Here is a 22,732-nt window from a genome sequence, read left to right on the forward strand (position 1 = left end):
TGTAGCAAAGTTGGTCTTGGCGACGATGCTTCTTCCGGGCGGGCCACACACTTCGGGCGAGCCCGGCCACGGTCAAGCAAGAGGGAGTCGACTTTTCGATGAAGCGTTCTGTACTAGACAGGGCCAGCATGCGTCGCGGCATGGTCGCGGTTTGCGCGGCCGCGATGACGGTCGCGGGCATCAGCAGCGTCGGTCTTGCCGATGCGGCACAGGCCCCCGCTGTCACCTCCGTCGTCAAGGACGGGCGCACCTGGCACCTGAAGGTGTACTCGGCGGCGATGGACAAGGAAATCACCATCGACGTCCAGCGCCCGGTCGATGAGTCGAAGCCAGCACCCAACCTTTACCTGCTCAGCGGTCTTGACGCGGGCGAGAGCTCGGCGAGCTGGCGTGGCCAGACCGACGTGATCCCGTTCCTCGCCGACAAGCAGGTCAATGTCATCGAGCCCATCGGTGGCCGTGGCAGCTACTACGCCGACTGGATCAACACCGATCCCAAGCTCGGTGTGAACAAGTGGCAAACCTTCTTCACCCAGGAACTGCCCCCGCTGCTCGACCAGACCCTCGGGTCAACCGGTCGCAACTCGCTCGCTGGCGTTTCGACGTCGGCCACGTCGGTGCTGCAGATGGCCGAAGCGAAGCCGGGCCTGTGGCAGTCGGTTGCCTCCTACAGCGGCTGCGCGCAGATCGCTGACCCGCTTGGTCGCGCCGCGATCAAGCTGTCGGTGGAGAACTGGGGTGGCGGCAACCTCGACAACATGTACGGCCCGCCGGACAGCCCGAACTGGGCGGCCAACGACGCGGTGATCAACGCGGAGAAGCTGCGCGGCACCGAGCTTTACGTCTCGACGGGTAGCGGCGTGCCGACCCCCGACGACTTCGAGTGGTACCAGCAGAACGCGCCCGGCCCGGTTGGCATGGTCAACACCACCGTCGGCGCGATCATCGAGGGCGCGACCAACGCGTGCACGACCAATCTGCGCAACAAGCTGGATTCGCTCGGCATCCCGGCGCAGTACAACTTCAATGCTGTTGGTACGCACCGGTGGGAATACTGGGACACCGCTTTCCGCGAGTCGTGGCCGCTGCTGGCACGGGGTATGGGTGTGCCCGCGTAACCAGGTACAAATAGAGGTGTAAGTCGACGAAGCGGGTCGGCACGGAAATCCGTGCCGCCCGCTTCACTCTTGGTTTGGGCTGCTTGCCTAAGGAGCGGGGAAGTACACATGTTGAGTGCGCGTCGTGAAGGTCGATCGGGTCGTCGCCGTGGGGGATCGACCACCCAACTGTTCACCGACCTCCTCACCGCAGCTGTCAAAACCTTCCCCGACAACATCGCCGTACGCTTCGAAAACCGCGAACTCACCTACCAACAGCTTGATGATCAAGCCACTCAGCTAGCTCGCGAGCTGATCGGCCGTGGCATCGGCCCCGGCGACACTGTCGCTATCGCGATTACTCGCAGCATCGAATCCGTCCTTGCGGTGTGGGCGGTCTCGCGAACCGGTGCGACATTCGTCCCCGTCGACCCGATGTACCCGGCCGACCGCATCGAGTTCATGCTCGCCGATTCTCAGGCGACGCTTGGTCTTACGACTAGTGCCCACCGTGGCGGTCTCGGAAATACCGCTACGTGGTTGGAACTCGACGAACCGTCTGTGCAAGCGCAGATCGCCGCTCAGCCGACCCATGCGTTTTGGTACGGCGACCGTGTGCGCCCGCTCACCGCGAACCATCCCGCGTATTTGATTTACACCTCTGGGTCGACTGGCCGCCCGAAGGCAGTCGTGGTCACCCACGACGGTTTCGCCCGCGTCGCCGCCGCTGATTACGGGATTACGTCGGATTCGCGCGTCACGCACCTGAGTTCGCCGAGCTTCGATTTTTCCATTCTTGAGTTTCTCCACACCTTTCCCAAGGGTGCGACGCTAGTTATCGTGCCGCCCACCACCTTTGGTGGCGAAGAACTTGCCGCATTGGTGACCCGGGAACGTGTCACCCACCTGACGATCACCCCGGGTGCACTCGAATCCGTGCCGCTTGCTGATTACCCCGATCTGCGCACGGTTATTTGCGCTGGCGAAGCCCTGCCTGCGGGACTCGTGCAACGTTGGACCACCCCGGATCGCCCGGTTTTTAATGCTTACGGCCCGACCGAAACCACCGTCATCGTGACGACCGGACCAATGGCACTTGATACACCAATTACCTTGGGCCGCATCACCGATGGCTCGCACCCGTTGATCCTTGACCCGGGTTTGCGCATTGTCCCGATCGGCGTCGCTGGTGAGCTTTACATCGCGGGCAGCGGCTTGGCGCAGGGCTACCTTGGCCGTCCCGAACTTACCGCTGATCGGTTTATCGCTAACCCGTACGCGAGCGAGCTTGGCCGAACCGGCGCACGGATGTATCGCACGGGCGACCTCGTCCGCCGTACTCCCGACGGCGACCTCGAATACTTGGGTCGCACCGACTTCCAGGTGAAGATTCGTGGTTTGCGTATCGAGCTTGGCGAGATCGACGCCGCGCTTACCAACCACCCCGACATCGCCTTCGCGGTGACACTCGGTAAGGAATTGCCGTCCGGCGCAACGGCTTTGGTTGCTTACGTGCTGCCGCACCCATCTGCCGTGGTTACCCCGGCTGAACTGGCCGACTTCCTCGGCACGTCGCTGCCCGCCTACATGGTGCCTTCGGCAATCACGGTGCTGGACGAACTACCGCTAACCCCTGTCGGCAAGCTGGACCGCGCCGCTCTGCCCGAACCCGTCTTCGCCACGCGCGAATTCCGCGCACCGTCAACGGAAACCGAGAAACTCGTCGCCGAGATTTTCGCCGCCGTTTTGCATCCGGACGACGACGATGCCGAACCCGTTGGCGCGGACGACAACTTCTTCGATCTTGGCGGCAACTCGTTGCTCGCGACCCAGGTTTCCGCTCGGCTCAGCGCCGCCGTTGGCACCCGCGTTCCACTACACCTGCTCTTTGAAGCACCAAGCGTCGCTGACCTCGCCACAGCGCTCGCCGCCCACACCGGCGCGACCGACACCGAAGCCACGCTCCCGTTGGCCCCGATGCCGCGCCCCGACCGCATCCCGCTTTCCTACGCCCAGCAGCGCATGTGGTTCTTGAACCGCTTCAACCCCGACAGCGTTGTCAACAACATCCCGATGGCTGTGCGCCTCACCGGCCCGCTCGATCTGACCGCTATGCGCGCCGCCGTCACTGACCTGATCGCCCGGCACGAAGTCTTGCGCACGATCTACCCAAGTCTCGACGGCGAGGGCAGTCAACTCATTCTCGATGTCGACGATCCCCGGGCAGTCCCCCGTTTCGCGGTTGACGACACCGACGCCGACCGCGTACGCGCCGACGTCATCGAAACGCTGGCAACCCCGTTCGACGTAACGACCGCCCCGCCCCTCCGTATCCGGGTCCTGCGTCTTTCCGAGAACGAACACGTTCTTGTCTGCGTTGTCCACCACATCGCGGGTGACGGCTGGTCGATGCGACCACTCACCACGGACCTGATGACCGCGTACCTCGCGCGCGCCAACGGCACTGCCCCGGCCTGGGCCCCACTGCCGGTGCAATACGCCGACTTCAGCCTGTGGCAACGCGGCGTACTCGGCGCTGAGGACGACCCGACGAGCCCGATCGCCGCACAAGCCGACTTCTGGCGAACCACCTTGGCAGAGTTGCCCGACGAGCTCACCCTCCCCTTTGACCTGCCCCGGCCGCACACCCCGACATTCGCCGGCGCGAAAACGGCCTTCACTATCAGCGCCGAACTCCGCGACCAACTCAACGACGTTGCCCGTGACCACAACGGTTCGCTGTTTATGGTTCTCCACGCCGCCCTCGCCGTCCTTCTCGCCGGGATGTCGGGCACCGACGACATCGCGATCGGGACGCCGGTTGCCGGACGTGGCGACGCCGCCCTAGACGACCTCATCGGCATGTTCGTCAACACGGCGGTGCTGCGGACCCGAGTCGATCCCAACGCCACCCTCGGCGAACTGCTCGCGACCACCCGCGACAACGACATCCAGGCCTTCGCCCATACCGACATCCCGTTCGAACGCCTCGTCGAACTGCTCGCACCCGAGCGCTCGACCCGCAGGAACCCGCTGTTCCAGGTCATGCTGTCGTTCCAGAACATGCCATCGGGCAGTCTCGAACTGCCCAGCTTGCGGGTCTCGGGCGTCGAATTCGACCAGGCCACCGAGAAGTTCGACCTTTCCCTCACCATCAGCGAATCGCAAGACCCCGCCGACACGGTCGGCCTCTACGCCCAGTTCTCTTACGCCACAGACCTTTTCAATGAAGAGACCGTCGCCGCGTTCGTTGACCGTTTTCAGGTTGTGCTCGAATCGATCGTTGCGAACCAGCAACAGCGAATCCGCGAAATCGACCTGCTCTCCCCGGCGGAACGGGCCGACGTCCTCGAAACCTGGAACCGCACAACGCATCCCGTTCCCGATGTCGTCGGCGTGCTTGACCTGATCCAGGCACAGGTACGCAGCCGCCCGGATGCTGTCGCGCTACTTGCCGACACTGGTTCGGGGACGGTTCAGCAACTCACCTACGCGGAGTTCTCCGCAGGGGTTAATCGCTTGGCGCGCAAGCTAATAGAGGGCGGCGTCGGCCCCGAAACCCGCGTTGCCATCGGCATTCGCCGCTCGGTTGACACCCTGGTCGCGGTGCATGCCGTGCTGGCCGCAGGCGGTGCCTACGTGCCGATTGATCTTGACCACCCCGTCGCCCGCATCGGTCATATTCTCGACACCGCACGCCCGGCGCACCTGTTGATGACCTCAGACGAGCCGCTGGAATTGCCGGTGACAGCGCGTCGAATCGACATCGACACCCTTGAGCTGTCACACCTGTCGAGCGAGCCGGTCACCGACGCCGAACGATTAGGGTCGCTGCGGTCCGAAAACACCGCCTACGTCATCTTTACCTCCGGTTCGACCGGTCGACCGAAGGGCGTCGCGGTCAGTCACAGCGCACTCCTGAACCAGCTGAGCTGGCTCGTTGACGAGGTGAATCTGGACGCGTCCGACATCGTGCTGCACAAGACGCCGGTTACCTTCGACCCCTCGGTCCGAGAGTTGTTCGCGCCCTTGATGGTTGGCGCGCGCACGGTCATCGCCACCCACGACGGGCACCGCGACCCGCAGTACCTGTCAGCGGCCATCGAACGGTTCGGCGTCACTGTCACCGCGTTCGTGCCCTCCCTGCTCGCGGTGTTCGTCACCGCGGCCACCGCGCGAGCGTGCAGGTCCCTTCGAGTGATCTTCGTTGGCGGAGAAGCGCTTCCGCCGACGCTGGTCGACGCCGTTGGGCGGGTTTCCGACGCCGCGGTGGTCAACTCCTACGGGCCGACGGAGTTCACGATCACCGCGACCCTTGCGCGCGCGGCGCGGACGGCGGGCGATTCGGTGCCCATCGGTCGCCCGGTGTGGAACGCCCGCGCCTACGTTCTCGACGCCGCGTTGCGGCCAGCGCCGGTGGGCGTGCGCGGTGAGCTGTACCTCGCGGGAGCGCAGTTGGCGCGTGGTTACCACGCACGCCCCGACTTGACCGCTGACCGTTTCGTCGCCGACCCCTTCGGGCCGCCGCACGCACGGATGTATCGCACCGGCGACCTCGTCCGTTGGTCGACTGCGGGCGAGCTGGAGTTCCTGGGCCGCACCGACTTTCAGGTGAAGTTGCGTGGTCAACGCATCGAGCTCGGTGAGATCGAAACGGCACTGATCGACCACCCTGCCGTTTGGCGCGCGACCGTACAGATCGTCGAGGCCGCGGCAACTCAGCATCTGGTCGCCTACGTGATTCCCACGCCCGGATCGTCCATCGATCCTGCGGAATTGACCCGGCACGCCGCCCAACGTTTGCCGTCCTACATGGTGCCGACCGCCGTTGTTGCACTCGACGAGTTCCCGCTCAACCCTTCGGGCAAGCTGGACCGCCGGGCGCTGCCGCAACCGGTGTTCAAGACCCGCGAGTTCCGTGCGCCGGTAACCCCGACCGAGGTGCTGGTAGCGGCGACGTTTGCTGAGCTGCTCGGTGCCGACCGAGTTGGCCTTGACGACGATTTCTTCGCCATCGGCGGCAACTCGCTGCTCGCAGCCCGCGCGGCAGCGCGTATCGGTGCGGCAATCGACGCGAGCATCCCGGTGCGCGAATTCTTCGAAGCACCCACCGTCGCCGAACTCGCTGAGCGACTTGCCAACCGCGGTGGAACGGCGAATCGTCCCAAGCTCGTTGCCGGACCGCGACCTGAACTCGTGCCGTTGTCGCAAGCGCAACAGCGGATGTGGACGCTCAACCAGCTCAACCCCGAATCGCCCGCGTACAACATCCCGCTCGCGCTACGCCTGACCGGCAACCTTGACGTAAACGCGTTGCGCGAGGCCGTGGTTGACGTGCTTGAGCGCCACGAATCACTGCGGACGAGTTACCCCACCGACGCCACCGGCCTGCCGTACCAACAGCTCCATTCGGCAGCCGACGCGCTACCTGGTGGGCTGGTTGTGCGGTCGTCCGTTGATCCGCTCGCCGAAGCCGTCGCGCTCATGTCCACCGGATTTGATGTGACGCAACAGGTTCCGGTGCGCGCTGCACTGTTCACCGGTGCGGCAAACGGTGAGTATCTCGTCGTGCTTGTCATTCACCACATCACCGGCGACGGCGCGTCAGTCGCTCCGCTGGCTCGCGATCTGATGACCGCCTACTACGCGCGTTCCACCGGCGAAGCACCCGCGTGGGCACCCCTTTCGGTGCAATATGCCGACTACGCACTGTGGCAGCAAGCCGTGCTCGGCGACGAAGCCGACGAAACTTCCCTCGTGGCAAAGCAATTGGCGTTCTGGCGGGGCACCCTTGCGGGGCTTTCCGCCCAACCCGGCCTGCCGCAGGATCGCCCGTATCCCGCGATGCCATCGGCACGCGGGGCAACGACCTCGCTCAGCCTGTCGGCTGATGTTCACCAGTCGCTCGACCAGCTCGCCCGCGACCACAACGCGTCGCTGTTCCAGGTCGTCCATGCCGCGCTCGCGGTGCTGGTTGGTCGACTCAGCGGCCGAACCGATGTCGCGATTGGCACCCCGGTCGCGGGCCGTGGCGAACGCGCGCTCGACGACCTCGTCGGCATGTTCGTCAATACGCTTACTCTGCGCACTGAGGTGCCGGGATCGGCTAGCTTCGCTGAGCTGCTTAAGCAGGTCAGCGAAGCCGACTTGGCCGCACTGGAGAACGCCGACGTCCCCTTTGAGCGGGTCGTCGATGAGGTAGCGCCCAACCGAGTTCGCGAACAGAACCCGCTTTTCCAGGTCCTGCTCGCCTTCGAAAACATCGAAGCCGCCTCGTTCGAATTGCCCGGCCTGACCATCGTGGGCGTCGATGGCGGTGCAACGAGCGCGAAGTTCGATCTGAGTGTCGGGGTTAGCCCGATCGTGAACGCCGACCGCACGCTCGGTGAGATCACCATCGGATTCAATTACGCCACCGACATTTTCGACGCATCGACCGTCGAAACGCTGGCCGAGCAATTCAGTCGAGTCTTGACCGCGGTGGCCGCTGACCCGACCGCCGTCGTTGGCGATATCGACCTGGTCGATGCCGACGCGCGGGCCGAACTGTTGCGGGTCGGCACCGGCTCGGCTCTTGAGATCGAATCGGGCGCCACGCTGGTTTCACTGTTCGAAGCTCAGGCTCAGCAGACCCCGACAGCCGTCGCGGTGACCTTCGACGGCATCTCGCTGCCCTACGGCGCGTTCGCCGCGCGGGTGAATCGTCTTGCGCGGCACCTGATTTCGATCGGGGTGCGACCGGAGAGTCGGGTAGCGCTCGGGATGCGTCGCTCGCTCGACCTGCTCATCGGCATCTACGCGATCAACGCGGCAGGCGCGGCGTACGTGCCGCTCGACCCCGATCACCCGGCCGACCGCATCGCGCATGTGCTCGACACCGCCAACCCGGTTTGCGTGCTGACCACCTCGGTTGACGCGACTGCCGTAGCCGACCACAGGTTCCCGCTTATCGACGTGAATTCCCTTGAGCTTTCGAGGTATTCGGCCGCGCCGGTCACCGACGCCGATCGACTGGCACCGTTGCGCCCAGACAACACCGCCTACGTCATCTTCACCTCGGGCTCAACCGGTCGACCGAAGGGCGTCGCGGTTTCGCACGCCTCAGCGGTCAACCAAATCCGCTGGATCACAAGCGAATACAGCATCAATGCTCACGATGTTGTCCTGTTCAAGACCCCGGCGACCTTCGACGTCTCAGTGTGGGAGCTGTTCAGCGCACTCAGCACCGGCGCTCGTCTGGTCATCGCCGATGCCGACGGTCACCGCGACCCACGCTATTTGGCCGACATCATCGCCGCCGAGCAGGTCACGATCACGTCGTTCGTTCCGTCAATGCTGTCGGCCTTCGCCGCCGACGTCGACGCGTCCGTGCTCACGTCGCTGCGCGCGTTGTTGATTGCGGGCGAAGCGCTGACCGCGCCGACGGTCACCGCGATCCGTCGCACCTCCGGTGCCGAACTGCACAACCTCTACGGCCCAACCGAAGCAACGGTCCATGCCACAAGCGCGCCCGTCGCAGCATCGGTGAGCGGTGCGGTCCCGATCGGCCGCCCGGTGTTCAACACCCAAACCTTCGTCCTCGACTCCCGACTGCGCCCAGTTCCATCGGGCGTCGTTGGCGAGCTTTACCTCGCTGGCACCCAGCTCGCGCGCGGGTACCTCGACCGCCCCGACCTGACCGCCGACCGGTTCCTCGCCAACCCGTTCGCCCCCGGCGAGCGGATGTATCGCACCGGCGACCTCGTGCGCTGGACCCGCGCGGGCGAACTCGAATACCTCGGCCGTTCCGACTTCCAGGTCAAGGTCCGTGGTCTTCGGATCGAACTCGGCGAGATTGAAGCCGCACTGACCGAGCACGACGGCGTCGCCCAAGCGGTCGTCGTTGTCCGCGACGACCTTGGCGACCAGATCGTCGCGTATCTGGTGCCCGCAACGGATGAGCTGTCGGTCGACGATGTGCGCGCGAACGCGGCACGGCTACTGCCCAACTACATGGTCCCGGCAGCTTTCGTCGTCCTCGACGCGATCCCGGTCAATGCCAACGGCAAACTCGACCGCGCCGCCCTGCCCGAGCCCGCAGGCGTCACTCGCGAATACCGCGCTCCCGTCACCGAAACCGAGCAGACCATCGCGAGCGTGTTCGCCGACCTGCTTGACGTTGAGCGCGTCGGTCGCGACGATTCCCTGTTCGACCTGGGCGGCAACTCCCTCATTGCGGCCCGCGCGGCAGCGCGCCTGAGCGACGCGTTCGGCGAGAAGGTGCCGATGGTGTTGCTGTTCACCGCATCGACGCCGGGCGAGCTCGCGGCTGAGTTGGATAACCGACGGACTGGCCAGTCCGAACTGTCATCACCGTTCGACGTCCTGCTGCCGCTGCGTACCTCAGGTTCGGCAGAACCACTCTTCTGCGTCCACCCCTTCGGCGGCATCGCATGGTCGTTCGCCGGGCTTGCCGCCCACGTCGACGACCGGCCGATCTACGGGTTGCAGTCACCCGCCCTCGCGGGCGATGACATCGCGTTGCCGACTTCGGTCGAAGACTGGGCGCGCATCTACGTGAAGGCCATTCGGTCGGTCCAGCCGAGCGGTCCCTACCACCTGATTGGCTGGTCCCTCGGTGGCGTACTCGCCCATGCGATGGCCGTACAGCTCCAGCGTGAGGGCGAACAGGTTGCCCTCTTGTCGATGATGGATAGCTACCTCGAAACGGCGATGGCACGCGCAACCGAGCCGTCGGGCGATGCGGCTATCCCGCTCAACGAGCTGCTTGGTGGCCTCCTCGGCGATCGCGCCGACGAGGTACAACTCGATGATCAGTCGGATATTTCGACGATCGCCGCGCAGCTAGCGAACCTGCCGGAACCGTTTGGTTCACTCGGTGCCGAGCGGATCGGGCGATTCATGCAGGCCAATATCGAGATGAACGCGTTGACTTCCAGCTACTCACCAGCTACCCCGTATGATGGCGACGTGGTCTACTTCAGCGCTACCCAAGCCGATGGAGCAACCACTCTTGGCGTTCACACGTGGGAAAACGTGGTGACTGGTACGGTTCACGATTATCCGGTTCCGGCTAGTCACTGGCGCATGTCCGATGGCGCCGCGCTGGCAGTGATCGCTGCCGAACTGAAGAAGCACATGTCTATGCCCTGACCTGTGTGGAGGGCGGATTCCTCCATTAACGCCTGTCAAGGGTGGACGCCGCCATCCCGCTCCCACAGTCTGGGGAGTGAGGAACTGCAAATGCCGAACGCACGCCGTGAAGGACGAACAACTCGTCGTCGGGGAAGCTCAACCGCCCAACTTTTCACGGATTTGCTGACGGCGGCTGTCAAGACCTCGCCGGACAATGTTGCCGTTCGTTTCAACGGCAGCGAGCTCACCTACCAGCAGCTCGATGAGCAGGCCACCCAGCTCGCCCGCGAACTCATCGCTCGCAATATCGGCCCGGGCAATACTGTCGCTATCGCCATCACGCGCAGTATCGAGTCGGTCCTCGCGGTGTGGGCGGTCGCGCGGACCGGGGCAACGTTCGTGCCGGTCGACCCGATGTATCCGGCCGACCGCATCGAGTTCATGCTCGCCGATTCGAACGCGACGCTTGGACTCACCACGAGCGCCCACCGCAGCGGGCTCGGCGACACGGTGACGTGGCTCGAACTAGACGACCCCGCCGTTCAGGCCCAGATCGCCGCCCAGCCAACGCACCCGTTCTGGTACGGCGACCGCATCCGCCCGCTCACCCCGAACCACCCGGCGTACCTGATCTACACCTCCGGCTCGACCGGCCGACCCAAAGCTGTCGTGGTGACCCACGACGGTTTCGCCCGCGTCGCCGCCGCCGATTACGGCATTACGGCCGACTCGCGCGTCACGCACCTGAGTTCGCCAAGCTTCGACTTCTCGATCCTCGAATTTCTCCACACCTTCCCCAAGGGCGCGACGCTGGTCATCGTGCCGCCGACCACCTTCGGTGGCGAAGAGCTCGCTTCGCTGATCACCCGTGAACGCGTCACCCACCTGACCATCACGCCGGGCGCACTCGAATCGGTCCCGCTTGCCGACTACCCCGACCTACGCACGGTCATTTGCGCTGGTGAAGCACTGCCCGCCGGGCTAGTTGAGCGTTGGACTACCCCCGACCGGCCCGTCTACAACGCCTACGGTCCAACCGAAACCACCGTCATTGTGACCACCGGGCCGATGGCGCTCGACGCCTCCATCACCCTCGGCAAGATCACCGAAGGCGCACGGCCGCTGATCCTCGACTCGCACCTGCGGATGTTGCCGACCGGCACCGCTGGCGAGCTCTACATCGCGGGCACCGGGCTCGCCCAGGGCTATTTGGGTCGACCGGAACTCACCGCCGAACGGTTTGTCGCGAACCCGTTCGCCGCCGAACTCGGCGTGCCCGGCACCCGCATGTACCGCACCGGCGACCTCGTACGCCGCACCGCTGACGGCAGCTTGGAATACCTGGGCCGCACCGACTTTCAGGTCAAGATTCGTGGTCTGCGCATTGAACTCGGCGAGATCGATGCCGCACTTACCGGCCATCCCGACATCGCCTTCGCCATCACCCTCGGCAAGGAATTGACTTCGGGCGCAACAGCTTTGGTTTCCTACGTGTTGCCGCAGCCATCGGCTACCGTCGCCCCGACCGAACTGGCTGAGTTCCTCGGTGCCTCGCTACCGAGCTACATGGTGCCCGCCTCGATCACCATTCTCGACACGCTCCCGTTGACTCCCGTCGGCAAGCTCGACCGTGCCGCGCTGCCCGAACCTGTCTTCGCCACCCGTGAATTCCGGGCACCGTCGACCACGACGGAAAAGCTTGTCGCCGAAGTCTTCGCCGCCGTCTTGCAGCCCGAAGATGCCATCGGTGCCGACGACAACTTCTTCGATCTAGGCGGCAACTCACTGCTCGCGACCCAGGTCACCGCGCGGTTGAGCGCCGCGCTCGGTACGCGCGTCCCGCTACATCTGCTGTTTGAATCGCCGACCGTCGCCGACTTGGCCGCAGAACTTGCTGACACAACCAGCGTGGACGCCGCACTCCCCCTTGCGCCGATGCCGCGCCCCGACCTCGTCCCGCTGTCCTACGCCCAACAGCGCATGTGGTTCCTGAACCGGTTTAACCCCGACAGCGTCGTTGACAACATTCCGATGGCCGTGCGGCTGACCGGCCCACTCGACATCGCCGCCCTGCATGCGGCAGTCACCGATCTCGTCGACCGCCACGAGGTCCTTCGCACGATCTACCCCGCCGCCGACGGCGAAGGGCACCAGGTCGTGCTGCCGGTCGGTGACGCGATCCCCGACTTCCCCACTGTCGCAACCGATCTCGCTGATGTGCCCGCGCAGATCATCGACACCATCGCAACGCCGTTCGACGTCACAACGAAACCGCCACTGCGCCTTCGCCTGCTCCGCGTCAACGCCAACGAACACGTCCTGGTCGCCGTCGTTCATCACATCGCGGGCGACGGCTGGTCGATGCGTCCGCTCACCGCGGACTTGATGACCGCCTACCTCGCGCGCGTCAGCGGGACGGCACCGGCGTGGGCACCGCTTCCGGTGCAATACGCCGATTTCAGCCTGTGGCAGCGCACGGTGCTTGGTACCGAAGACGACCCGACCAGCCTGATTTCCGCGCAGGCCGACTTCTGGTCGACCACCCTCGCTGGCCTTCCCGACGAACTCCCGCTCCCCTTCGACCGGCCCCGCCCGGCGACGCGGTCGTTCGCTGGCGCGCGGCTGGCCGTCGATATGGGCCCTGAGCTGCATCAGCGACTGCAAGACGTCGCGCGCCAGCACCAAGGCTCGCTGTTCATGGTGCTCCACACCGCACTCGCGATCCTGCTCGCGGGCATGTCGGGCACCGACGACATCGCCATCGGCACGCCCGTCGCGGGCCGTGGTGACGCCGCCCTCGACAACCTGATCGGCATGTTCGTCAACACGCTCGTCTTACGCACCACTGTGCGCGGCGACGCGAGCGTCACCGACCTCCTGGCGACCACCCGCGACAGCGACATCGCCGCGTTCGCCCACACCGACATCCCGTTCGAGCGCCTCGTCGACCTCATCGACCCGCAGCGCGCGACGAATCGCAACCCGCTCTTCCAGACCATGCTCGCTTTCCAGAACATGCCAGCGACGACGCTTGAGCTTCCAAACCTGGAGCTATCGGGCATCGAATTCGACGGTGTGACAGAGAAATTCGACCTTTCGGTGACTGTCGCAGAGTCCGCGACGGGCGGCCTCGCTGCCGAGTTCTCCTATGCCACCGATCTTTTCGACGCGAGCACGATCGCCAGTTTCGCTGAGCGCTACGTGCGCATCCTCGATGCCATCGCGACCGACCAGCACCAGCGTCTCCGGGATATCGACCTCCTCGCCGACACTGAGCGCGAAACCGTTCTGCGCGAATGGAATTCGACCGATCGGGTGCTGCCGCAGCTGGTCAGCGTTCTCGACCAGTTCGAGATCATGGCGCGCACGCGTCCCGATGCGATCGCCCTGTCTTTCGACCAGGGCGAACACCTCACGTACGCCGAATTCGCCGGTCGCGTAAACCAATTGACTCGCCACCTGATCGCGGAAGGCGTCGGTCCCGACGACCTTGTCGCGGTCGCGATGCACCGGTCAATCGACCTGCTCGTCGCCCTTTACGCGACCATCACCGCGGGTGGCGCATACGTGCCGATCGACCCCGACCACCCTGCCGAGCGCATCAATCACGTCATCGACACCGCGCGCCCGGTCGTCACGTTGACGACCAGCCGCGACAAGCAGGTCACCGCCGGACGCACGTTACTGATCGATGAACTCGACCTGAGCGCGTACTCAACCGCGCCGGTCACCGACGCTGACCGCCGCGCTCCGCTGCGCTCGGACAACACGGCCTACGTGATCTTCACGTCCGGCTCGACCGGCCGCCCCAAGGGCGTCGCCGTTTCGCATGCCGCGATCATCAACCGCCTGATCTGGATGCAGGCCGAATACGACCTCACTACCAGCGACGTCGTATTGCAAAAGACCCCGGCCACTTTCGACGTTTCGGTGTGGGAGTTCTTCTGGCCCTTGCAGGTTGGCGCGCGACTCGTGATCGCCAAGCCCGACGGTCATCGCGACCCGGCCTACCTCGCGCGCGCGATCATCGACAACGGTGTCACCACCGCGCACTTTGTGCCGTCGATGCTTGCGGTGTTCGTCACCGAACCGCAGGTCAAGCACTGTATTAGCTTGCGCAGCGTCTTCACTTCGGGTGAAGCGCTGCCGCCGCAGACCGCGCACCAACTGCGTGAACTCACCCCCGTCCACAACCTGTATGGGCCGACCGAGGCCGCCGTCGACGTGACGTATCACGAGGTCACCGACGCGGACGTGGCCACGGTGCCGATCGGCAAGCCGGTCTTCAACACCCAGGTTTACGTCCTCGATGCCACCTTGCGGCCAGTGCCGGTTGGAGTGCGGGGCGAGCTGTATTTGGCTGGCACCCAGCTGGCGCGCGGCTACACACGGCAGCCAACGCTCACGGCAGACCGGTTCGTCGCCAACCCTTTCACCCCTGGTCAGCGCATGTATCGCACCGGCGACCTCGTTTCCTGGAACGCCGCAGGCGAGCTGGAATACGTCGGCCGCACCGACTTCCAGGTGAAGCTGCGCGGGCAGCGCATCGAGCTGGGCGAGATCGAAGCCGCGCTGCTTGACCACCCGGCCGTTGCCCAGGCTGTCGTGCTCGTACTCGACACCAAAACCGGCCAGCAACTCACCGCCTACGTTGTCCCGACGCCCGGATCGACGGTCGATACGCATGGGCTGACTCGGTTCACCGCTGACCGCTTGCCCAGTTACATGGTGCCGTCGGCGGTGCTTGTGCTGTCGGAGTTCCCGGTGAACGCGTCGGGCAAGCTCGATCGAAAAGCACTGCCGGAACCGGTTTTTCAGGTTCGCGAATTCCGTGCGCCGGAGTCAGCCAGTCAGGAACTGGTCGCTGGTGTTTTCGCCGAATTGCTCGGCATCGAACAGGTCGGCATTGACGACGACTTCTTCGCCATTGGTGGCAACTCGCTGCTCGCCGCCCGCGCGGCCGCTCGCATCGGCGAGTCGATCGATGCGAGCGTCGCGGTCCGCGAACTGTTCGAAGCGCCGACGGTCGGGGAACTCGCGGCGCGCATCGATTCGGGGCGCGGTGGTGCGCAACGACCTAAGTTGGTTGCCGGTCCGCGCCCGGATCGTCTACCGCTTTCCCTTGCGCAGCAACGCATGTGGACGCTCAACCAGCTCGACCCCACCTCCGCCGCCTACAACATTCCCCTCGCGATGCGGCTCACCGGCACTCTCGACGTCGACGCGATGCGGGCGGCGATCGCCGACGTACTCGAACGCCACGAGTCGCTGCGCACCAGCTACCCGACGCATGACGGGGTGCCGTATCAGCGGATTCATTCGGTCACCGATGCGCTGCCCGACGGTCTCCGCGTTGACGTTACGTCCGATCCGCTGACCGCCGCGACCGCGCTGATGTCGGCGGGATTCGATGTGACGCAAGGTGTTCCGATTCGCGCCGCGCTGTTCGCCTTGCCGTCCGGCGACGAGCACGTGCTCACGATCGTGATTCACCACATCACCGGCGATGGATCGTCGATCGCCCCGTTGGCGCGCGACCTGATGACCGCGTACTACGCGCGCACGACCGACCAGGCACCCGCGTGGGCCCCGCTCGCGGTTCAATACGCCGACTACGCGCTGTGGCAGCAGAACGTGCTCGGCGACGAAGCCGACCAAAGTTCGCTCGCCGCACAGCAATTGGGCTTCTGGCGCGAGTCTCTGTCCGGGCTGTCCGCCCAACCCGGCCTGCCACAGGACCGTCCGCATCCTGAGATCGCATCGCAGCGCGGTGCCGTGACCTCGATCCGCCTGCCCGCCGAAGCCCATCACGCGCTCGACCAACTCGCTCGCGAGCACAGCGCGTCGCTGTTCATGGTCGTTCATGCCGCGCTCGCGGTGCTTGTCGGCAGGCTCAGCGGTCGCACCGACGTCGCGATCGGCACGCCGGTCGCTGGTCGTGGCGAACGCGCGCTCGACGACCTCGTCGGCATGTTCGTCAACACCCTCGCGTTGCGGACTGAGGTCGCTGGCTCGAGCCGGTTCGACAGCCTGCTCCGCCAGGTCCGTGATGCCGATCTGGCTGCGCTCGACAACGCTGACGTGCCGTTCGAACGCGTCGTTGACGAGGTCGCACCGAACCGTGGTCGCGAACAAAACCCGCTGTTCCAGGTGCTTTTGGCGTTCCAAAACCTCGAAGCCGCGGCGTTTGAACTGCCTGAGCTGACCGTCGCTGCCGTCGCCAATGACGCGGTCACCGCGAAGTTTGACCTCAGCGTCGACGTGACCCCGATCGTGCGCGACGACCGCACGTTCGGTGAGCTGGCGATCGGGTTCAACTACGCGACCGACATTTTCGACGCGGCGACCATCGAGACGTTTGCCTCGCAGTTCGGTCGGGTGCTTTGCATCGTTGCCGCAGATCCGAGCGTGGTCGTCGGCGATATCGACCTCATTGATGATGCCGCTCGCGCTGAATTGCTGTCTGCTGGTGAGGGTTCCGTGGTTGCGATCGATCCCGCAGCTACGTTGGTTTCCCTGTTTGACGCCCAGCGGACGCCCGATGCGGTCGCCGTCACTTTTGACGGCGACTCGCTGACGTATGCGCAGTTCGCCGCCCGCGTGAATCAGCTTGCCCGGCACCTCATTTCGATTGGGGTCGGCCCGGAAAGTCGGGTCGCGCTCGACATGCGGCGCTCGCTCGACCTCCTTGTCGGCATCTACGCGATCAACGCGGCCGGTGGCGCGTACGTGCCGCTCGACCCCGACCATCCCGCCGATCGCACCGCCTACGTGCTCGAAACCGCCCGTCCCGTCGCGGTTTTGACAACTAGTGCCGCCGCGACCGTCGAGCACGTGGCTCCGGTGATCACCGTCGATACCCTCGACCTGTCGGGCTACTCGGCCGCGCCGATCACCGACGCCGAGCGCGTCGCACCGTTGCGTGCGGACAACACCGCCTACGTCATTTTCACCTCGGGCTCGACCGGTCGACCCAAGGGCGTCGCGGTGTCGCACGCTGCGGCGGTGAACCAAATTCGCTGGATCGCAAGCGAATACCGCATCAATGCTGACGATGTCGTGTTGTGGAAGACTCCCGCGACGTTCGACGTTTCGGTATGGGAGCTGTTCGCACCGCTCGCCAGCGGCGGCCGACTCGTGATCGCCGACGCCGACGGTCACCGCGACCCGCTGTACCTCGCTGAGGTGATCGCGCGCGAAGGCGTCACGATCACCTCGTTCGTGCCGTCGATGCTCGCGGTATTCGCGACCACTGTCGACGCGTCCGCGCTCACGTCGTTGCGCGCGCTGTTGATCGCGGGCGAAGCGCTCACCGCGCCGACGGTGACCGCGATCCGTCGCACGTCGGGTGCCGAACTGCACAACCTCTACGGCCCGACCGAGGCCACCGTGCATGCGACGAGCGCGCCCGTCGCGGCGTCGGTGAGCGGTGCGGTGCCGATCGGTCGCCCGGTGTTCAACACCCAAACCTTCGTCCTCGACGCGCGTCTGCGGCCGGTCCCCGCAGGTGTCGTTGGCGAGCTGTACCTGGCTGGCAGCCAACTCGCGCGCGGGTACCTCGACCGGCCCGACCTCACCGCCGACCGATTCGTCGCCAACCCGTTCGCCCCAGGCGAGCGGATGTACCGCACCGGCGACCTCGTGCGCTGGACCCGCGCTGGCGAACTCGAATACATCGGCCGGTCCGACTTCCAAGTCAAGGTTCGTGGACTGCGTATCGAACTTGGGGAAATCGAGGCCGCGCTCACCGAACATGACGATGTCGCGCAGGCTGTCGTTGTGGTCCGCGACGACCGGATCGTCGCCTACCTCGTGCCAAGCGGCCCGGTCGCGGTTCCTGACGTGCGCGCGAGCGTGGCAGATCGGCTGCCGAGCTACATGGTGCCGTCGGCGTTCGTTGTGCTCGACGCGATCCCGGTGAACGCCAACGGCAAGCTCGACCGTGCGGCCCTGCCCGCGCCCGAGGGCCCGACCCGCGAATACCGCGCGCCCGTCACCGAGACCGAGCAGACCATCGCGGGCGTATTCGCCGACGTGCTTGGTGTTGAGCGGGTTGGCCTCGACGACGACTTCTTCGACCTAGGCGGCAACTCGCTATCGGGCATTCGGGCTTGCGCGGGATTGACTTCCGCACTGGGGCAACCGATTTCGATTCGAGTACTGTTCGGGAACTCGTCGGTCGAGTCACTCGCCACGGTCCTGCGTGATGGCGCCGAGCCCGATGAGTCGGAAAGTGCTTTGGCCGCAGCCGATCTCGCGCTCGATCCGGCGATCAGCGTGGACGGCATCGCGCCGGAGCGAACGGGCGAAGCCGAGTCAGTGCTACTCACCGGTGCGACTGGCTTCCTCGGTAGCTTCCTGCTGCGCGAACTGCTCGAACAGACCAACGCCACTGTGTACTGCCTGGTCCGCGCTACCGACGAGGCCGCCGCGCGCGACCGGATCGACGCGACCGGTCAACAGTTCAAGATCGACTTCTCCGACTACCGCGACCGGATCGTCCCGGTTCCCGGCGACCTCGCGCGCCCGTTCCTCGGCATCGAACCGGCGCAGTACGCGATGCTGGCCGAGCGGATCGACGCGATCTACCACAATGGCGCGCAGGTCAACCACATTGAGCCGTACTCGCGAATGCGGGCGGCCAACGTGGGCGGCACCATCGAGGTGATGCGGCTTGCGACAACGACGAAACTCAAAGTGCTGCACTATGTTTCGACAAGGTCGGTGGCCGGAAATAGGCTAGGCGAAGACGGCGTTCCCGTCGGCAAGGTCGGCTATCCGCTCAGCAAGTGGGTCGCTGAGCAGCTGGTTTCGACCGGCATCGAGCGTGGCATTCCGACCACGATTTACCGACTCGGCCTGGTCACGGGCGACTCGCGCACCGGCGCCGCCCCCGTTGATGACGCGGCAACTACCCTGCTGCGCGCCATGCTTGTTCTCGGCGTGTGGCCGGGCTTCCGCGATGTTAACCAGCCCATGGCACCGGTCGACCAGCTCGCGGGCGAGCTCGTTCGGTTCTCGTTGAAGCCGGATTCGGCGGGGGTGACATACCCGTTGTGCGGCCCGAGCGACGGAGTCTGGGATGCCATCGCCATCGAGGCGCAGCGTCGGGGCTACCCGCTTCAGGTGGTCGATCCGACGAGGGTGGTTGAGGTGGTCTCCGCTGCCGCCGAAAAGGCCATCGCCGCCGACGACGCCGAGCTGGTGCGTGCGATCGCGCTCATCATCCACTACGCCGAAGTCGGCAACGGCGAACCGACGGAAGGCGCGGATGCACCGCAGCATGTGCCGACCAGGGCCGAAGCCGAGATGACGCTGCCCCCGCTGACGCCCGAGATCCTGTCGCGCTACTTCGACTACTTCATCGAGACCGGCTTTTTCCCCGCACCACCGGCGAATCCGGCCGCGCGCTAGCGACTTAGCGGGACCGCGCGGGGTCGTAGAGATGCGATCCCGCGCAGTCGACAACGCCGCCCAGCGCCCGGCCAACCAGGATCACCGCTGCCTGTCGCAACCCAGCCGCTTCGACCTGGTCGGCGATCGTGGATAACGTGCCGCGCAAGATCAACTGTTCGGGCTGGCTCGCGCGATAAACGACAACCGTTGGACAGTCGGGGCCGTATTCGCTCGTGAGTTCGGCGGCAAGTTCCCGAACTCGCGTGATCGCGAGGTGGAGCACGAGTGTGGCCCGGGTCGCGGCGAAGTTCGCCAACGCTTCGGTGGACGGCATCGCGGTCGAGCGCGCTTGCGTGCGGGTGAGCACAACTGACTGAACGACCTCGGGCACGGTGAGTTCGGCACCGACCGCCGCCGCCGCCGCGGCGTACGCGGGAACACCAGGGGTGATGTCCCACGGGACGCCGTGCGCGTCGAGGCGACGGGTTTGTTCGGTGAGCGCCGAGTACAGCGACGGGTCGCCCGAGCACAGTCGCGCGACTTCTTTGCCCGCGCGATGCGCCTGAACCAGCTGGTCAGTGATCTGGTCGAGGTCGAGCCGCTGAGTGTCGATGAGTTCAGTGCCAGGCGCACAGTGCGCGAGCACCTCAGGATCGAGGTAGGTGCCCGCGTACAGACACACCTGGCTTGCCCGCAATAGGTTCACCGCGCGCACGGTCAGTAGATCGGCCGCGCCCGGCCCAGCCCCAATGAAGTGAACCGTCATGCGCGCGAGTCTACGGACCTGGCAGTAGCGCTAACCGATCATGTCGAAGTGCGCGATGACCTTGGTCGGCTTGATCCGGACAACCAGTTCGCCCGGCACACCGTTGCGCTTGCCGTACTCGGCCGCCTTGTCGGCGCCGACGTAGCGAGCGGCAATGATGGTTGCCGTGCGCACGAGTTCATCGATGTCTTCCGACAGGGTGACCGTGCCTTGGACCTCGACGAACGCATAGGGCGGCTTTTCCAGGTCGACGCAGAGGGCGACGCGCGGGTCGCGCGCGAACGCCCGCCCTTTCGCCGATTCTTTGCCGGTATTGAACACCAATTCTTCGCCATCAATGACGAACCAGATCGGCACAACAAGCGGGCGACCGTCGCTAGCAGTGAAAGCGACTTTGCCAGTACGTGTTCCGGCCGAAAGGAAATCGCGGACTTTGGGATCAGCGAGAGATGCCATGCCCGCCACTCTATGGGCGACATGGCTCAGATCGCCCGAAGCGCGCGTGCTTCGGCGACCGCCGCCGAGCGAGACCGCACGCCGAGCTTGCCGTAGATGTGGACCAGGTGCGATTTCACCGTCAGCTCACTCAGGAACAGGTCGCGCGCGATGTCGCGGTTGGACATGCCACGCGCAACCATCCGCAATACCTCGATCTCGCGTTGGCTCAATGTGGTGTCGGACTTGCGCACCCTTGTCATTAATCGCGATGCGATGGTCGGCGAAAGCACGCTTTCGCCCAGTGCGGCTGAGCGCACCGCGCCGAGCAGTTCCTCTGGTGGAGTGTCTTTAAGTAGGTATCCGCAGGCTCCTGCCTCGATCGCGCCGAGAATGTCGGCGTCGGTGTCGTAGTTGGTGACAACCAGCACGTTGGGCGGGTTCGGCAGCGCACGCAAGCCCGCTGTCGCGTCGACGCCCGACGCGCCAGCCCGGAAGCGCAGGTCCATCAGGACCAGGTCGACCTCGGTGGTTTTACAGAAGTCGACAGCGGCCATGCCATCGGCAACGTCGCCGACGACGGTGATGTCGGTGGCGTGGTCGAGCAAGGCACGCAACCCGGCGCGCACGATGGCGTGGTCGTCGGCCAGCAGTAGTCGGATCATGCGGCGGCACCCATCGGGAAGGTGACGGTGACGGCGGTGTGGCCGGGCTCGGAGTCGACGGTCATCGCGCCGCCGCGTTCCTCAACCCGACTGCGCATTCCGACTAAGCCGAGCGAGCCCGACCGTGGTCGAAGCAGTTCGTCCTCAGGGATGCCGACGCCGTCGTCGACGACGTCAAGATGCACTTCGGCCCCGTCGTAGGTGAGGGTGACGCGCATTTGGCTGGCCGCCGCGTGCTGCACCACGTTGGCGACCGCGCTCTGGGCGATGCGCACGAGCGCCGCCTCGACCGGCATAGGCAGTGGGCCGACATCACCGTCGACAACGAACTGCGTCGCGAGATTTGGCGACCGCGCGCTGGCACAGATGCGTTCAAGCGCCTGGCTGAGCGATTTCCCGTCGAGGGCCGCGGGAGCCAGCTCGGCGATGAGTCGCCGTGTCTCGGCTAGGTCGTCTGCCGCGGTCTCGCGGGCAAGGCGGATGCGGTCGACAGCTGGGTGATCGGGTGCTGCCTGCTCGGCGGCATGCAGCAGCAGCTGAATGCTCGACAGGCCCTGCGCGACGGTGTCGTGGATTTCCTTAGCCAGCCGTTCACGCTCGGCCAACCGGCCCGCTTCCTGCTCCTGTTTTCCCAGCTCATCCTGCGTGCGAAGGAGGTCGAAGATCAGCGTTTGATACGCCCGCGATTCATCGGTGATGAGCCGGTAGCAGTAGCTGCCAGCGAGAGCGACAACAACGCCGAGTATCGGTCCGAGAATGCCGCCGACCGACCATCCGCGATGCTCGGCATAGGCGATGATCGTGGTGGCCGTGACGACGCCGGTGATGAGTAGATTCCACGGCGGGTCGAGCAGGTTGAGATAAAGAAAGAACAGCCCGAACGCCAAATACACCGCTTCCGGCGTGAGCGCGACAAGCACTGCCCACGCCACGGTTAACAGCACGAGCCACCAGCGCCGCGCCGCTATATTCCCCCACCGCATGATCTGCCCCCCAGCAAAATAGGTCATCAACCAGACGATGGTCACGACGACCACCGCTATGGGATGCGGATCCGGCGTTACCACCGCCCGCACCGCGATCACGATCGCGAGCACCGTCATCACACCGAACAGCACCCACCGCATCGTGGTGACGACGGGGGTCAGGCGCGAGCTGTGCACAAAATCAGCTTATGCCGGGCAATCGGTTGCGCATCCATCAAAAGTTGTAAATCCGCTCGCACTTTTGATGGATCG

At 65.2% G+C, this 22,732-nt stretch carries 6 protein-coding genes and 1 pseudogene; 3 read left to right on the forward strand and 4 right to left on the reverse strand.

What is annotated here, in order from left to right; genetic code table 11:
- Nucleotides 1–98 precede the first annotated feature (98 nt).
- The 3 genes and pseudogenes from IEX78_RS10730 to IEX78_RS10740 all read left to right on the forward strand — a co-directional run.
- Nucleotides 99–1,118, forward strand: coding sequence for an alpha/beta hydrolase (locus tag IEX78_RS10730; protein ID WP_229683871.1), 1,020 nt, complete (start codon nucleotides 99–101; stop codon nucleotides 1,116–1,118).
- Nucleotides 1,119–1,226: 108 nt separating this feature from the next.
- Nucleotides 1,227–10,250 (forward strand): non-ribosomal peptide synthetase, encoded by a 9,024-nt coding sequence (locus IEX78_RS10735; protein ID WP_188828761.1) that lies wholly within the window; start codon nucleotides 1,227–1,229, stop codon nucleotides 10,248–10,250.
- Between the two features lie 90 nt (nucleotides 10,251–10,340).
- Nucleotides 10,341–19,598, forward strand: a pseudogene (locus tag IEX78_RS10740) (non-ribosomal peptide synthetase); the annotation flags it as partial.
- A gap of 52 nt (nucleotides 19,599–19,650) precedes the next feature.
- Here IEX78_RS10740 and cobM read toward each other — a convergent pair.
- Genes cobM through IEX78_RS10760 form a run of 4 tightly spaced genes read right to left on the reverse strand, consistent with a single transcriptional unit; the run spans nucleotide 19,651 to nucleotide 22,657 of the window.
- The gene (gene cobM, locus IEX78_RS10745; RefSeq protein ID WP_188828763.1) at nucleotides 19,651–20,394 is read right to left on the reverse strand and encodes a precorrin-4 C(11)-methyltransferase; all 744 of its coding nucleotides are present in this window, start codon (nucleotides 20,392–20,394) and stop codon (nucleotides 19,651–19,653) included.
- 30 nt (nucleotides 20,395–20,424) lie between these two features.
- On the reverse strand, nucleotides 20,425–20,850 hold the full coding sequence (locus tag IEX78_RS10750; protein WP_188828764.1) for a PPOX class F420-dependent oxidoreductase: 426 nt from the start codon (nucleotides 20,848–20,850) through the stop codon (nucleotides 20,425–20,427).
- Between the two features lie 26 nt (nucleotides 20,851–20,876).
- On the reverse strand, nucleotides 20,877–21,494 hold the full coding sequence (locus IEX78_RS10755) for a response regulator (protein ID WP_188828765.1): 618 nt from the start codon (nucleotides 21,492–21,494) through the stop codon (nucleotides 20,877–20,879).
- A complete protein-coding gene (locus IEX78_RS10760; protein ID WP_188828766.1) occupies nucleotides 21,491–22,657 on the reverse strand; it encodes a sensor histidine kinase in 1,167 nt (388 codons plus the stop codon). Before IEX78_RS10760 ends, IEX78_RS10755 begins: the two co-directional genes overlap by 4 nt.
- Between the last annotated feature and the right edge of the window lie 75 nt (nucleotides 22,658–22,732).

The organism is Nocardia camponoti, from assembly GCF_014646135.1.
GTDB classification, from domain to species: Bacteria; Actinomycetota; Actinomycetes; order Mycobacteriales; family Mycobacteriaceae; genus Nocardia; species Nocardia camponoti.

Coding starts and splice junctions, on each gene's coding strand:
- IEX78_RS10730 (WP_229683871.1), top strand. CDS start 99: ATGAAGCGTTCTGTACTAGACAGGGCCAGCATGCGTCGCGGCATGGTC.
- IEX78_RS10735 (WP_188828761.1), top strand. CDS start 1,227: ATGTTGAGTGCGCGTCGTGAAGGTCGATCGGGTCGTCGCCGTGGGGGA.
- cobM (WP_188828763.1), bottom strand. CDS start 20,394: ATGACGGTTCACTTCATTGGGGCTGGGCCGGGCGCGGCCGATCTACTG.
- IEX78_RS10750 (WP_188828764.1), bottom strand. CDS start 20,850: ATGGCATCTCTCGCTGATCCCAAAGTCCGCGATTTCCTTTCGGCCGGA.
- IEX78_RS10755 (WP_188828765.1), bottom strand. CDS start 21,494: ATGATCCGACTACTGCTGGCCGACGACCACGCCATCGTGCGCGCCGGG.